The organism is Paenibacillus tundrae (assembly GCF_036884255.1).
GTDB lineage: Bacteria > Bacillota > Bacilli > Paenibacillales > Paenibacillaceae > Paenibacillus.
In genome coordinates, this window is the sequence record NZ_CP145605.1 from 1,072,539 (window position 1) to 1,087,691 (window position 15,153).

Consider the following 15,153-nt stretch of genomic DNA (forward strand, 5'->3'; position numbering starts at 1 on the left):
GTGTAGCTTCATTTTTTATGTAAACGCAATCATATTGGGACAGGATGTGACAGAGCGATGAATTCGAGAAAACTCTTTAATGATGGATGGGCATTCGCCAAAAGTGGACTAGATGTTACGGAGCCTGGGGGATTAACGTTCGAACCTGTGGAGCTTCCGCATGATTGGTTAATTTATAACACATTGGATCTGTATGAGGATAGTATTGGCTGGTATCGCAAGTCGTTCCAGGTTACGAAGGATGATAAGCACAGAATGTTGTGTTTTGACGGGGTGTATATGGATTCATCCGTGTATGTGAATGGGCAGTTGGTAGGGGAATGGAAGTATGGGTATTCTGCGTTTGAACACGAGATTACAGCGGCCTTGGTCGAGGGAGATAATGAAATCATCGTCAAGGTGGTGCATCAGAGCCCTAACAGCAGGTGGTACTCGGGCGCGGGGATCTATCGTAATGTATGGCTGAAAACGAGGGATCACAATCATATCGTCACCAATGGTACGTATGTATCCATGCAGAAGCAGTCCGATGGCTGGCAGGTTGAAGTGGATACAGATGTCGTTATTGATCGGGACGCACAGCTTATGCACACACTGCTCTATGAGGGCAAGGTTGTAGCAACCACAACGGCGGCTGTGACGCTGGATACTCAGCAAGTTGAGGATGGTTATATAGCTAATGCTGGTTATGATAGTAAATCTAGCAATGCTAGTACTATTACGAATCGCCAGCAATTTGTAGTAGAGAACCCGAATCTGTGGGGTACGGAAGAACCGCATCTCTATCAATTGGTGACCGATTTACAGGTGGCGTCAGTGGATCACGACCAGACTCACGCTGCAGCTCAAGCTCAAGCTGAGGCTGAGGCGGGGACTGAGAGTCCAACTGAAAACCAGAATGCTCAGACGCAGATACAGCATCAGGGTAGCCTAGGTTATGAAACGATAGAGAGTTTCACCCAAAACGTTGGTTTCCGAGAAGTTAGGTTTGATCCGCAGGATGGCTTCTTGCTGAATGGGGTCAAAATGAAAATGAACGGTGTCTGCGAACACCATGATCTGGGTGCTTTGGGTGCAGCATTCAATCTTGTCGCTCTGCGTAGAAGGTTTGAGTTGTTACAGGATATGGGTGTTAATGCCATTCGAACCGCTCATAATATGCCTGCCAAAGAGTTCATGGAGCTTGCTGATGAGATGGGCATGCTGGTTGTTTCAGAAGCTTTTGACATGTGGGAGCGTGCCAAGACCCCTTACGATTATGCGAGATTCTTCCCAGAGTGGGCGCATACGGATGTAAAGAGCTGGGTTATGCGTGACCGCAACCATCCAAGCTTGATGATGTGGAGTATTGGTAATGAGATCTATGATACGCATGCAGATGAGCGGGGACAGGAAGTCACCCGGATGCTGATGGATTATGTGCTGGAATTCGATCCGAAGCATAATGCGCGTGTTACGATTGGTTCGAACTATATGCCTTGGGAAAATGCACAGAAATGTGCGGATATCGTGAAGCTTGCGGGATATAATTACGCGGAAAAATATTATGATAAGCACCATGAGGAACATCCGGACTGGATTATCTATGGCAGTGAGACGGCATCTGTGGTGCAGAGTCGGGGAATCTATCATTTCCCATTCGAGCAATCCATTCTGGCTGATGATGATGAGCAGTGCTCCGCGCTGGGAAACAGTACAACAAGCTGGGGAGCGAAGTCGGCAGAGGCGTGTATTTTGGCAGAACGGGATACCCCTTATTCGCTGGGACAGTTCCTGTGGACAGGATTCGATTATATCGGTGAGCCAACACCGTATCATACAAAGAACTCTTATTTTGGACAGATTGATACGGCAACTTTCCCGAAAGACTCCTATTATATCTACCAATCAGCATGGACGGATTACAAAAAGGCTCCAATGGTGCACCTATTCCCGTACTGGGATTTCAGCCCTGGTCAGGTCATTGATGTACGCGTGTGCAGTAACGCGCCAAAGATTGAACTGCAGCTTAATGGTGATACGATCGGCACGTATAACATTGACCATGCTCATGGAAAACAGCTTGTTGGCTGGTGGAAAGTGCCTTATGTCGCTGGTGAGCTGAAGGCGATTGCGTACGATGAAGTGGGCAATGTGATTGCAACCGATGTTCAGCGATCTTACAAGGATGCACAGGCTGTTCGTCTTCAAGCAGACCGTGAGCAATTAACTGCGAATGGGAAGGATCTTATTTTTGTCGAGATCAATGTGGAAGATGAGGATAGCAACCTGGTGCAAAACGCCAACAATCGTGTGCAGGTACGCGTGACGGGTGCAGGACGTTTGTTAGGGCTGGATAACGGGGATAGTACGGATTATGATCCTTACAAGGGGACAAGCCGCAGGTTGTTCAGTGGCAAACTAATGGCAATCATTGGCGCAACGAATGAACCCGGAACAGTGAAGATCGAGGTGTCCTCGGAAGGGCTAGTAGGGGCATCTGCGGAATTCCAAGCTGTGCATGTGAATGCAGGTACCGATGCTTCTGAGAATAGTACTCCGGGAATCCATGTTCAAGAATTAAATGATCAGGAAAGCGATGCTCAGGATACGAAAGTACAGGCTGTATTCGATCGTAATGAGGAACGGGCTATTCATACCGGCAAAGCAGAAGAAATTCCTTTGCGCAAAATTGAGATTGTAAGCCCAGAAGGACAGTTGTTAGACCCTTCAACGCCAGCAATGGTGGTGCAAGCGAAGTTGTACCCGGAGAATACATCGTACCGAGATATCGAATGGTCTGTGGTGAATGATGCGGGAATTGAGTCGAACATTTCCAAAGTAGAATTGCTCGATTCGGACTCGGTTGGGAATTCGGCTGAAGCAGGCCAAGTGAAGGTAACTGCGCTGGGAGATGGTGCATTCCGCCTTCGAGCTACGAGTAAGAACGGCACGGACAAGATCAAACTGATCTCCCAGCTTGAATTCACTGCCACCGGACTTGGAACGGCATATCACGATCCATACGCCTTTATCTCCGGTGGGCTCTATGATTATTCGAAGGGCGACGTGGGCAATGGGAACGAACGTGGTGTAGCGACGAGCCGAGATGGGGAGACACATGTGGGCTTCCGCAATATCGACTTCGGTGCATATGGTTCGGATACCATTACGATTCCGATCTTTGCTCTATCGAATGAAGAGTATCCCATTCAGATCTGGGAAGGTATGCCTGGTGAAGAGGGAAGCACATTGATTGCTGATGTGGTATATCAGAAGGAATCCAGATGGAATGTGTACCAGGAAGACACGTATACGTTATCCAAACGGCTGCGTGGAATTACATCGATTTGTTTTGTACTGAAGCAGAAGATTCACATCAAGGGCTTTACCTTTGAACGCCAAAGCCGAGCCTTTGAGCAGAATGCCGCTGCATCGTGTGACCAGCTGTATGGAGATACGTTTACGATTCAAGGGGATTCGGTTGAGGGGATCGGGAACAATGTCTCACTGGAGTTCGATCAAATGGACTTCACGGCAGCAGGTACATCCAAACTTGTAATCTGCGGTCATTCGCCTATCGACAAAAACACGATTCATATTCGTTTCTCAGGACCGGATGGGCAGAGCAATCAGCTCGTCGAGTTCACACAGTCAGAAGGGTATGAGGAGCGAGTGTTTGAGCTTGAACAGGTGACAGGTGTGCAAAAGGTGACCTTTATCTTCCTGCCAGGCAGTCAGTTTGACTTTGGCTGGTTCCGTTTTGAGTGATGAAGAACCCGGTAACAAATGTGACTTTGGTTAACGTCAAGGATGACCGAAACTACAATTACGAGAAGATTTTCAATCTTAAGAGTTACCCTCAGATTTTAGTTTTTCAGGACAACAAGGTCATCATGGAATCAAGTGAGCCGCAAGACATTATTGATTTCCTAGAAAAAAAGAATGATTAACGTCTTTCCAAAGTAGTGCAGCAGAGTAAACCCCTTCAATTAAACGTCTCCTTTAAGAGGCTGTTCACTTGTAGGGGATTCTTTGTGTTTTTTTGAACTCATGATAAAGTAAGGAAAACGTACCTTATGAAGATGAAGAGGGGTAGTCCTGATGACCGACAGCAGATTTAATCCGAAGGTTGATGAGTATTTAAGCAAAGCCAAGACGTGGAAGGAAGAAACGGTGAGACTCCGGGAGATTATTTTGGACTGTGGGTTGACCGAGGATTACAAGTGGATGCATCCATGCTACACGGTTCAGAACAAAAACGTGGTGTTGATCCATGGCTTCAAAGAATACTGTGCGCTTTTGTTTCATAAGGGAGCCCTGTTGAAGGATACAGAGGGAATCTTAGTGCAACAGACGAATAATGTACAGGCTGCCCGCCAGATTCGATTCACCAATGTTGAGCAAATAGATGAAATGGAACACCTGATAAAAGCATATATTCAAGAGGCCGTTGAGATTGAAAAGTCCGGCCAGAAGGTGGAAATGAAGCAAACGGCAGAGTATGCCATTCCGGAGGAACTTTCACAAAAGTTCGATGAAATGCCTGAACTGAAAACGGCATTTGAAGCTTTGACCCCTGGGAGACAAAGAGCATACATCTATTATTTCTCGGACGCTAAGCAATCGAAGACGAGAGCCTCCAGGATTGAAAAGTTTGTGAAGCCAATCCTTGATGGTAAAGGATTAAATGATTAGAGAATATGATCAACAGTTGACCCAGTATCGATCATGATGCTGGGTCGATTTGTTGATGGAGCTGTATCATTGGAGAACTAGTATTAATTTGATGATGTATCGTTTGAAAACTTTATCATATAGATGCTGAACTTTATTGTAGTAAATGTACTTTTCGCAGTAGCGGTAGTGTTGTTATCTTTTGTTGTTGATGGATTATTGTTCGTTAGTATTTATGTTCTCCGTATCTTCAATCGTCATCATGCCTCTGGTTGCTTCCCATGACACCTGCAAGCCTAAAGCTTCAAATGCTTCATAAGGTACCGTCGTTGAACCAGTATAATTATTTATCGGTTCGGGTAGTGAAATTTCTTCTTGTTGCACTGCCGTAACTTCGTCATACGTTAATTTTGCTAGCGTCATATTAGGGTAAAGTGTGATCGTTCGACCTTTATAGTTCAATAAATAAGAATCAATCGTTCCTTGTGTCTTGTGTACATCAAACCTGGCTCCAATCGCCGTAGCTATTTCTTTGGCAGGAAGCTGAACAGTCTGGGAAGTAACAACAGCACCATACATGGATTCGAAGCGTTCTCCGTTAAGGTATACATCTGTTCCTAATGGGGCTTGTACAGGTTTATATACCATTCCACCTGATGAAGTGGCAGGTGCGCCAGCCTCCTGATATTTATCGGCACCCCATCCCCATACGCTTCCCTCAGTGGAAAGCGCCAGATTGTGAGAGTAACCTGCTGCAATATCTGTAATATTGGATAGCTGATTCACCTTGCCCTCTTTTCCCGTTACAGTTCTACCATAGGTGTATACAGCTCCGTCTATGGTCAGTAACAGTATATATCCTGAATTAGCATCAATCTTCTTAACATCCAGTTCATGATGATAACTCGTTTTTTTACCTGTATCATCTAGACGCCAGACCTTGCCGTTCTTATCGAGAGCAAGAAGAGAGGTTTCTGTAGGTGTAACAGAGGTGATCTGGGATAGTTGTTTCACTTTCGTGGGTACAGACGGTGATGTACCTGGTTGATTGGACTCAGTCCACTTCCACACCGAACCATCTTTTTTCACGGCATATAGATCTTGACCCGAAGCTGCAATTTGAATGATGTTGGTTAAACTGCTGATAACTTGAGGTTTCCGTGTAAGTTCTACATCTGAACTATAAACCGGACTTTTCCAAGTCCATACAGTTCCATTACGGAGCAGAGCGGCCGATGAATACGCATCTGTAATAACTTCCTTCGCGTTGGTGATACCTTTCACTTGAGTAGGCATTCTGCCACCACCCCACTCCCAAACGGTTCCATCCGCTCGCACAGCCGCGTTATTACCACTGCCAGAAGCTGAAATAGCGATTACATTGTCCAGCTTCGGTATGCGAATGGGGCTGTACGTATGGCGATAGCGAATGTTCTCACTAACACCCAACTCTCCAAAAAGATTGCGGCCCCATGTCCATACTGACCCATCACTTCGTAAGGCAACTGTATAATGGTTAGCTCCTTTGATGGCTGTATAGTGAAGTGGGCTGGTGCTCTGATTAAAAGTCGAGCCTGTTTTGGCGTCATATGTAGCTGTTGGTGTTGTATGGGGCAAGTCAGCCGCTAGAACCTGCGATCCATCTGTTAATGCGGCGAGTACAATAGATGTAATTAATGTACCAGTTGCCAACGTTCTTAGGCTAAGGTTTGCGAGCATGATAACGCCTCAATTCTTTTAAATTTTTAGTAATAAAGTTATAACGTTAGTTAGAGGTATTAAGTTATACGTGCAGCTATGAAAAGATAATATGTTAAAGTAATAGGAATATATTGGTGTTACATGTTTGAAAGGAGATAAACTAAGGTGAAAATAATATATTGCAGTTCTCCGCTGGATGAGCGGAAAGTAGATGAGAGTTATGAGGAAGAGTATACATATGCGAAGCAACTAGGTCTGGATGTGGGTTTAATTCACCTGGAGTCACTGCTTGTGGATGGCAAGCCGAAGCGGGCAATTAAGAATCTAGTTGCCGCGATAGAGCCAACCCTGACGGTATACCGTGGATGGATGATGAAGCCAAGTGAATATGAGACGCTGTACAATGCGCTTACCTCAATCAATCTGTATCTGATTAATACACCTGAGCAATATCAGCATGGCCATTATCTGCCTGATTCTTATGATCTAATTAAGCCATACACCCCACGTTCCGTTTGGATTCATCAGTCTGAGATGGACAAGTCGGCGGATTGGCTAAGAGACACAGTCCAGACGTTTGGCAAAGCGCCTATTATGGTCAAGGATTATGTGAAATCGAGAAAGCATGAATGGCATGAAGCATGTTATATTCCAGATGCATCCGATCAGGCACACGTGCAAAAAGTGGTACAGACCTTCCTTGAGCGACAAGGCTCTGACTTAAATGAAGGACTTGTATTCAGAGAATACGCCCAGCTGGCATTCCTATCGAATCATCCGCAGAGTGGCATGCCCTTGTCCGAAGAGATGCGAGTCTTTGTCCTAGATGGCAAGCCGCTGTACGTGTCGAACTATTGGGATGAAGGAGAGGATCAGGACTTTGTCGCTCAATTAGAGTCGTTCATGGGCATAGCGAGCACGATTCAAAGTCGTTTCTTTACGATGGATTTTGCCAAGCTCACGGACGGTTCATGGATCATTCTTGAGCTTGGAGATGGGCAAGTGGCCGGGTTACCAGATTATGCAGATGCCCAGCAATTTTATATGAATTTGAAGTCAGCAATGATTGAGGTTTAATGAGTCACATTCACCGGAGTATAGAGTGTTAAATGGTATGGAGGTTAGGAGGAGGGATATGCGATGGAAAGAATATTTGAAGTCGGTTGGATTCAGCGTAGTGGGGCACAGCTCATATGGGTGATTCTAGCTGTGTTGGTATTGCAAATACTGCTCTCCATTCGAAATCGTATGTCAAAAGGCAGTTATACGGACGAGGAAATCGAACAGGCTGATCCACTATTTCTTGCTTATGTGTTCAATAAAGGTAAAATGCGGCTACGGGACACCCTTGCTTCATTATTTGCTCTGACCCGTTCAGGGATATTATCTCTCCGCGTTATACCAACCAAAGGACGCTATCAAGATGATCAATATGCGCCTAATGTGACGTTGGAATTTCAGAAGACGAAGCAGATCGGTCAGATCATGCCGGACGAAAGTGAATTAATCCAATGGTTTATTGGCGAGCATGGTTTTGGAGCACAGAAGTTCCGTCTAGACACGTTAGCTGGTCCCAGCTCACAGGAAAGTAAAAGTGCCGAGAACTTGTATTATTACCGTGAGAGAGAGAAGCTGGATAGCAAAAGGTTACGGCAGTGGGTGGCACAGATTCGTGAATCAAGAGGATGGGAAGGCATCGTTCGAACGCCATTATTACTTCGATTACTGGTAGGGCTTCTTTACCCGGTTCTCTTTATACTCGTTGCTGCATTAGGTCAAATGGATGGGTTAGGTATAATTGATATTTTAGGATTAAGCCTAGCACTGCTGTTATGGCTATTGAGTTGGAGGCGTGTGTATGTACGTTGGGTGTTCCAGCTTGCGGTATTTAGTTTATTCATGACGACTGTATTGATGGAGGGCGTTGAATTTGCATTTCGATCCGAGGTGCTGACCGCAATCATAATCATGTTATTCGTTCGTTTGTTCCTTCCAGGACGAGAGATTGCACCTATGGCTCGTGAATGGTCAAGATCACTGCACCGCTGGCGTAGGAAGTATAAAAAAGGGATACCTACAGAACGGCTCGGAGAAGCAGCGGAGTCGCTGGAACGAGTGTTGCAGACCGCTCTTGTACTACGAATTGGCTCACGTTGTAGCCGAAAAACGGATTGGACTCACCTCCAGAATCAATTCGAACCGGAGATTAGACAGATGCTACAGAAGGAGCAGAAGAAATCATCCAGGGCGGCGGTATCTAAGAACATATCGGCAACGCCTTTGCTCCTGCTGGTTCTATCTCTCCGGGGCGAATATCGCCCATTGTTTGCTGCCGAATATCCATACGAACGTCTGAACTACAAGGTTGGTGTATTCGAACATGGTACCCAAAAAAGAAATAGAAAAGCTAACTATCACAAAACGAGTGGTGCAAGCAGCAGTGGTACCTATACATCTTCATATGATAACGATAGCTCGTATAGCTCAGGGAGCGACAGTGATTCGGGTGGAGGCGGCGATTAGTCTCCGCGCTTCGTGCATTTATAGCATAATGGATTCTCCTGTAAAGTGATTTATTCCATAATAGTATAAATGTAACATATATTATAATGTGGAAATGGATATTTCATCTGTTGAAGGGGGAAGATGGGGGATGAGCTTCTGAATCACTTCCATGAACCCAAAGAAATTCTTCAATATGTTGAGAATGAAAAAGACCAAGAGAAAGAGTGAGATGCAGACCCTAGTTGATAAGTCGGGAGTTTCATTGCTTTCCAAGAGAGGATATGTAATATGAAAAAATGGTTTGTACTCGTTGTAGCGTTAATGCTTCTAATCTCCGGTTGTGGTCAGAATGATAAAGAGAAGGCCATCGATTATTTGGTGAATGGTCAAACGAATGATGTCTCGGTGATCGTGTTCTCCAACCAAGATTCTGATCGCGAATTTGTCGAGGGTTTGCTGAAGAAAATACAAGATATTAATACAAGCGTAAGGGCAGACAAACCGATTCAGCATATTAACTTCTATGATGTTAGTGTGGAGCAGAAGTTTGATTATGAGAAAATATTTGATCTCAATACCTATCCGGTCATACTTGTATTTGAGAAAAATGAAATCGTGTTGAAGGCAACGACCCCTGATGAAATTGTTCAGTACTTTGAGGGGAAATAAGAAGGTAAGAACTTACGTGAGTTACTGCTCGTTCAGTAAGTATCCAATCAAATACGAAGCTGTAAAGCCAATAAGCCGTATAACCACTCGCTAGATGATAGCTGGTGTGTTAACGGCTCTTTTTTTGCTATTATGCCTTACCTTCCTCATGCAACTGGCGCAAAAATTTCTTGATGTTCTCGGGAGCGCGGATAATCCCGTAGATTTTCACTTTACCAAATGCAGCTTGGGCTAATTCTAGCGATACATCCTTCGAAACAATTAAGCCACCAATGACTTTGATACTAAGCTTGGCACCGTTCCGCAAAACGTCTTCCAATCGTTCGCGATCAAAATCCATAATTCCCATCACATAATAGTACTCTTCTCTGAACTGCTTCAGATCTGCTGCATGACTATCCAATTGGTTACGAATTGCTATGCGGATCAGATCGGTACGATTCGTATAATACCCTTGGTCTACCAGCAGGTCGATCTGCCCCAAGTCAACAGGCCCGAGGTTAATGCTGACTTTCTCTAAGTCTGCCATTCTATCATCTCCATTAAGAGAACGCTGTATTCTCCAAGATTTGGCGGCTCTCTTTGTTATGTGTGCATGTACATCTTATGTGTATTAATTAAGTCATCGTCCTCTTCATATTCATTGAATTTAGCCGTGTTGTCAAGGAAAGGTGAAATAATGCATATTGAAATATTTGGAATTGTGTAATAATATATACTCCGATGAGATTCCCCTTGGATTCCAAATGGAATCTATATGGATTCTCGACTAGTTATAATCCAAAATGAGAAAGGTGGATCATATGAAACCAAAACACACGATTTGGCGTTTAATGAGTTATTCTCTACAGTACAAGAGTAGTTACGTTATCCTATTTTTCACGATGATTCTGGGTATAGGATTGGATCTGGGGATGGCTTGGTATCTGAACCAAGTAACGAATGCAGCCATTGCGGAAGGTCAGGTTTTATGGAAGTCTCTTGCCTTAATCGGGGTCATTATTCTTCTGCTCAATGTGATTAACAGCTATGTCGATACATACTTCAAAACCAGAGTATCCTCCAAGATCCGTAACCGTATTCGTCTGGATACATTGAAAAAATTACTTCGTTTGCCTGAATCACACTATAACGAGAATCATTCAGGTGAGTTGCTGAGCCGTATGACCAGTGATAACCAAGCCATTGGCCGTGCATGCACAGATACGATTATAGATCTCGTTCGCAGTCCGTTACTTGCCATCTTAGCTTTTGTCTATCTGTTAACGATCCAGTGGCAACTAGCCTTAATCTGTGTAATCATCGGTCCCATGACCGTACTAATCGGTGCATTATATGGGAAATCCCTCAGGAGAAATTCACAGGAACTCCAGACCGGTGTCGGGAAAATGACATCTCTTCTGCAGGAGATTTTCGGCTCAAGTATTGTATTCAAAACCTTCGGTTTAGAGAAAAAATTGTTCGGCAGATTCCATAAGAGCAGTGAGGACATCAGTCGCTTGGAGGTTGAAGGCGGGCGTATTCATGCTTCGCTGTCCGCTACAGCCATCGCGGTAGGACATTTTTCTTTTATTATTACATTCGTTATGGGCGCTCTCTTTGTGTCGAATGGCTCAATGACGATTGGCGGATTAATCGCATTTATCCAGCTTCTGAATCACCTGACTTGGCCGTTCACAGGCATGGCTTCACTCTGGGGAGATTTACAACAAGCCCTTGGAGCCGCAGATCGTATTTTCAAATTAATGGATCAAAAGCATGAGTATACAGAGTTGCCTGAGCAGACGATTAATCAGCAGCCTGCATATTTGGAGGTAGATCATCTCACATTTGCCTATAATCCGAGTCATCCCGTATTACATCAGATTTCATTCGCTGTGCAGCCAGGACAGGTGACTGCAATTGTAGGCTCTAGTGGCGGAGGAAAGTCGACGATCTTTAAGTTGTTATTAGGGCTATTCCAGCAAAATGAAGGGCAGATTCGAATCAATCATACGGATACGCAGTCAATGAAACTGGAGGAATTGCGAAGTTACTTTGCTCTCGTGCCTCAGGATAACATCCTATACAGTGGCACGGTTCGCGAGAATATTGCGAATGGCAATCTGAATGCCACGGAGGACGAGATTAGGTCAGCGGCACAGGATGCCAATGCGCTTGATTTTATCTTGGAACTACCAGATGGATTCGAGACAGACATCGGTGAGGGGGGAACCTTTTTATCAGGAGGACAGAAACAGAGAATTGCGATCGCCAGGGCACTACTTCGGAATGCTCCAATCCTTCTATTAGATGAAGCAACGGCTGCTCTGGATCGGAAGTCGGAAAGCTTAATACAGGAGGCATTGGAGAGATTAATGGTAGGGCGCACCACAATCATCATTGCTCATCGGTTGTCCACGATTCAGAATGCAGATGAAATTATCGTATTAGATCAGGGAAGAATTGTGGATCGTGGCAGTCATGAGCAGCTTCTGGCGGCTGGAGGGTTGTACCAGCAGTTAGTTCACAAAGGCAATCAGACAGATGTCATCGTGGATCCTAACGTGGGTGGAGTGAGTAACGCATAAGATGCATAGTGACCGATACGGAAGGAAATGGTAGGATGATGCTATATGAACTTCGGATATCAGGGAGGCAATCTAGCAGATGAGTGAACTGAAACTACACGATGATACATTGAGAGAAATTATAACGAAGGCGAAGGACTTTTTCAAAGCAGAGATTGTGCCTAGTCATCAAAAGAATACGGAGAAACTTCGGAGATTAAAGGAATTTAATCTGAATCCTTTTCTAGATAAGTATAAGGCAAGCTTTCTAACAGGGAAGGATGACCCGGTGAGTATCGCAAGAGCCTTAGTGTATCCTCGTGTGTTGGGGACATCCATTAATACTATTTTTGGAGATCGGCTTCAGAAGTTCTGTAGTGAAGTGCTGGAAGGATTCGCATCGACTACATCGGGCATCGATATTGAATTCATAGATAAAGTGGATGGACGGAAGAAATACTGTCAGATCAAAGCCGGACCCAATACGATCAATAAAGATGATATTGAGACGATCAAAGGTCATTTCAAAGCCGTTAAGAACCTTGCTCGAACGAATAAATTGAGTGTAGGTACAGAGGATTTAATCGTTGGTGTATTCTACGGTACTCGGGAGGATCTCAGTAATCATTACAAAGTTATTGATGCTGAATATCCGGTCATTATTGGGGAGGAATTCTGGTATCGGTTAACGGGTGAAGTGGATTTCTATCAGAGAATTACCGATGCTATAGGGGATGTCGCTTCTGAAGTCGATAGCTCTGAATTAATAGAAGATGTGATTCGCTCCTTGGCGAAGGAGATTGAAGAGACATTGAAACCGAAGAAAGTTTTAACTGAGATTTAAGTAGACTTTATGTGGAATTAAATTCCAATTTAACTAGTGGAAGATAAACGTGCTGATTGCTATCTATACGATGTGTTAAACGAAATATTGAGTGGAACGAGTTTTCTTGCGGCAGCAGTCGTTTTTGGAAAAAAAGATTAAAGTGGGGAGCCTAGTCCTCCTTCATGTATACCAAAAGGGGATGTCCCATAAGTCATGAATATGACGAGAGACATCCCCCTTAGTATTGTGTTGGTGTAATGAACCTGACACACGCTATTCGCTCCTATTTTCCCGGATCTGAGACCTAACGAATCGCAGAGGCGTTATTTCGCCGATTCAGTCGATTTTTTAGGTTTCTACACCGTTTTGTGACGAAATAGCATTACTGAGGTTCGTTAAATTTTGCATACATAGTTAATCTACTGTTTAAGATGCGTTAGGTTCGTTAGCGCTAGGAGCGAAAAGGAATTTCTTTCGAAAAGAGCCCCTCTGAAAAGAACTCCTCTATGATGTACTTAGTTCATCTGATTCAATACATTAACAATGGACAAGCCTACTGCCTTCGCCATGTTCACTGGAACGGCATTACCGATCTGTTTGTAAGCATTGTTCATGGAACAATCGAACACCCAGTCATCAGGGAAGCTTTGGATTCTAGCATATTCTCTAACGTTGAATGGTCTAGTTTCGTCAGGATGACAGCGCTCCGTCTGTTTCTGAGCTGGGGAACACGTTAGCGTGAGTGAAGGCTCATCCCAAGATAGTCTGCGAGCCATGCCTGTTCTGCCTCCGCCGGAGTAATAACTTTTGCCCATATACTGCATCGCGATGTTATCAGGTAGATCTCTCCAGTATCCACCAGGAGGCACGAGATCAAGCACTGTGCGTTTGGATTCGGGGTACTTTGCACCTTCGGATTCAGGAACGTTCTGCAGCACATCTTTCAAGGTTAATTGGTAACCGTAAGGCTGAGGAAGTTCATATTTCAGATCATATTGTTCAACGAGATCATTCCGAATACCGATCATGACAATGCGTTCTCTTTTTTGAGCGACATCATAATCCAGCGCCCGTAAGACTTTCCATGTCACGGTGTAGCCGATCTCGGAGAATACTTTGAGCATAAGCGCGAACGTTCTGCCTTCATCATGACTAATGAGTCCTCTTACATTTTCCGCTAAGAAGGTCTTCGGCAGAAGCTGCTTAAGGAGCTGAGCATAATAATAGAACATCGTACCGCGTGCATCGGATAAGCCCATTTTCTTACCTGCATAACTGAACGCCTGACAAGGGTAGCCTCCAGATAACAGATCGAGTTCTCCGATCCCAATGTCTTTTACAAAATTCTTAATTCCTTGCTCTGTAACCTCGATAATATCCTTCTCGATGACGTTCCAATCAGGTCGATTCTTTCTCAGCGTCTTACAGGCGTATTTATCGAACTCCACGAGTCCTTTGGATTCAAAACCTGCCTGTTCCAGCCCTAGTGCAAGCCCGCCGGCACCTGCGAATAGTTCGATGGCAGAGTATTTTCTGTTAGCGGTGATGTTATGAATATCAATGAAGTCTTGACCCTCAAAGTCATCCACATTCACTTCTAAATCCTCATCATGGGACTGTTCCACTAGCGTATCCGCTTCAAAGGGGAATTCAATCTGTTCGGACATTAGAATCTCTTCGAGTTCCACGTCCAAAACTTCACATAAACGCATCGCGTTCGTTTTAATCGGGTTAAAGTTCGGCGAAAGCAGCATCGACAGCTGATTCTTGCTGATACCTAACTGATCGGCTAATTCTTTCTGCGTGCTAATGCCGTGTTTATTCATATGTTGTCTTACTTTTTCTTTGCTGAGTGTATACAATCGATAACCCTCCAATAGAGTTAAAAAAATATTTAACTTTAATAGGGTTATTATATTGGAGCGAATCGGGATAGTCAATGAAATGCTAGAACATTCGTTTGGTTGTTCAACTTAGAAACTTAGGTCAACAGATAAGATTTACACGGGTCACTCCGATGACAGAATAACCTTCAGATCGCTGTTACCCCCAGATTTCTTTGATTCCCTTTTACAAAGGGTGAAATCCGGGGATAAAGGCGACCGCTCCGCTTCTTCCGGTTATTTCTGTCCTCTCCGTTAACGTGTAAATGTTAGGGTTGAACAGATTTGTAAGTTGAACTGGGTGGGAGGAGGGAATTACACGGGTCACTCCGAGAACAGAACAACTTCCAGATCGCTGTTATCC

At 44.4% G+C, this 15,153-nt stretch carries 10 protein-coding genes; 7 read left to right on the top strand and 3 right to left on the bottom strand.

All coding sequences use genetic code 11. The features are described 5' to 3' along the window. The first annotated feature begins 57 nt into the window (after positions 1-57). Both V6W81_RS04665 and V6W81_RS04670 read left to right on the top strand, forming a co-directional pair. The gene (locus V6W81_RS04665; protein WP_338541800.1) at positions 58-3,750 is read left to right on the top strand and encodes a glycoside hydrolase family 2 TIM barrel-domain containing protein; all 3,693 of its coding nucleotides are present in this window, start codon (positions 58-60) and stop codon (positions 3,748-3,750) included. A 333-nt stretch (positions 3,751-4,083) separates the two neighbouring features. Next, positions 4,084-4,677 carry a YdeI/OmpD-associated family protein gene (locus V6W81_RS04670; protein ID WP_338541801.1) on the top strand — a complete coding sequence of 198 codons (594 nt, stop codon included), beginning with the start codon at positions 4,084-4,086 and terminating at the stop codon, positions 4,675-4,677. Between the two features lie 195 nt (positions 4,678-4,872). Here V6W81_RS04670 and V6W81_RS04675 read toward each other — a convergent pair whose 3' ends face one another. Then, positions 4,873-6,375 carry a stalk domain-containing protein gene (locus V6W81_RS04675; protein ID WP_338541802.1) on the bottom strand — a complete coding sequence of 501 codons (1,503 nt, stop codon included), beginning with the start codon at positions 6,373-6,375 and terminating at the stop codon, positions 4,873-4,875. A 147-nt stretch (positions 6,376-6,522) separates the two neighbouring features. Between V6W81_RS04675 and V6W81_RS04680 the strand changes: the two genes are divergently transcribed. From V6W81_RS04680 to V6W81_RS04690, 3 genes are all read left to right on the top strand, one after another. Then, positions 6,523-7,434 (top strand): ATP-grasp domain-containing protein, encoded by a 912-nt coding sequence (locus V6W81_RS04680; protein ID WP_338541803.1) that lies wholly within the window; start codon positions 6,523-6,525, stop codon positions 7,432-7,434. A 63-nt stretch (positions 7,435-7,497) separates the two neighbouring features. Beyond that, positions 7,498-8,880 carry a hypothetical protein gene (locus V6W81_RS04685; RefSeq protein WP_338541804.1) on the top strand — a complete coding sequence of 461 codons (1,383 nt, stop codon included), beginning with the start codon at positions 7,498-7,500 and terminating at the stop codon, positions 8,878-8,880. 270 nt (positions 8,881-9,150) lie between these two features. Further along, entirely contained in the window at positions 9,151-9,531 is a 381-nt protein-coding gene (locus V6W81_RS04690) for a hypothetical protein (RefSeq protein ID WP_145049308.1), read from the top strand. Positions 9,532-9,661: 130 nt separating this feature from the next. Here the strand turns inward: V6W81_RS04690 and V6W81_RS04695 are convergent, their stop codons facing one another. Next, complete coding sequence (locus V6W81_RS04695) at positions 9,662-10,060, bottom strand: CopG family transcriptional regulator (protein WP_128100465.1); 399 nt, start codon at positions 10,058-10,060, stop codon at positions 9,662-9,664. A 274-nt stretch (positions 10,061-10,334) separates the two neighbouring features. Here V6W81_RS04695 and V6W81_RS04700 point away from each other — a divergent pair, with 274 nt between their 5' ends. Both V6W81_RS04700 and V6W81_RS04705 read left to right on the top strand, forming a co-directional pair. Then, a complete protein-coding gene (locus V6W81_RS04700) occupies positions 10,335-12,101 on the top strand; it encodes an ABC transporter ATP-binding protein (RefSeq protein ID WP_338541806.1) in 1,767 nt (588 codons plus the stop codon). Positions 12,102-12,180: 79 nt separating this feature from the next. Further along, positions 12,181-12,924 carry a PmeII family type II restriction endonuclease gene (locus V6W81_RS04705; protein ID WP_338541807.1) on the top strand — a complete coding sequence of 248 codons (744 nt, stop codon included), beginning with the start codon at positions 12,181-12,183 and terminating at the stop codon, positions 12,922-12,924. Between the two features lie 497 nt (positions 12,925-13,421). Here the strand turns inward: V6W81_RS04705 and dcm are convergent, their stop codons facing one another. Then, positions 13,422-14,768, bottom strand: coding sequence for a DNA (cytosine-5-)-methyltransferase (dcm, locus tag V6W81_RS04710; protein ID WP_251383553.1), 1,347 nt, complete (start codon positions 14,766-14,768; stop codon positions 13,422-13,424). Between the last annotated feature and the right edge of the window lie 385 nt (positions 14,769-15,153).

Excerpts from the sequence above, each read along its gene's own strand:
- V6W81_RS04675 (WP_338541802.1), bottom strand. The coding sequence starts at position 6,375 with ATGCTCGCAAACCTTAGCCTAAGAACGTTGGCAACTGGTACATTAATT.
- V6W81_RS04695 (WP_128100465.1), bottom strand. The coding sequence starts at position 10,060 with ATGGCAGACTTAGAGAAAGTCAGCATTAACCTCGGGCCTGTTGACTTG.
- V6W81_RS04690 (WP_145049308.1), top strand. The coding sequence starts at position 9,151 with ATGAAAAAATGGTTTGTACTCGTTGTAGCGTTAATGCTTCTAATCTCC.
- V6W81_RS04705 (WP_338541807.1), top strand. The coding sequence starts at position 12,181 with ATGAGTGAACTGAAACTACACGATGATACATTGAGAGAAATTATAACG.
- V6W81_RS04670 (WP_338541801.1), top strand. The coding sequence starts at position 4,084 with ATGACCGACAGCAGATTTAATCCGAAGGTTGATGAGTATTTAAGCAAA.
- V6W81_RS04700 (WP_338541806.1), top strand. The coding sequence starts at position 10,335 with ATGAAACCAAAACACACGATTTGGCGTTTAATGAGTTATTCTCTACAG.
- V6W81_RS04665 (WP_338541800.1), top strand. The coding sequence starts at position 58 with ATGAATTCGAGAAAACTCTTTAATGATGGATGGGCATTCGCCAAAAGT.
- V6W81_RS04685 (WP_338541804.1), top strand. The coding sequence starts at position 7,498 with ATGGAAAGAATATTTGAAGTCGGTTGGATTCAGCGTAGTGGGGCACAG.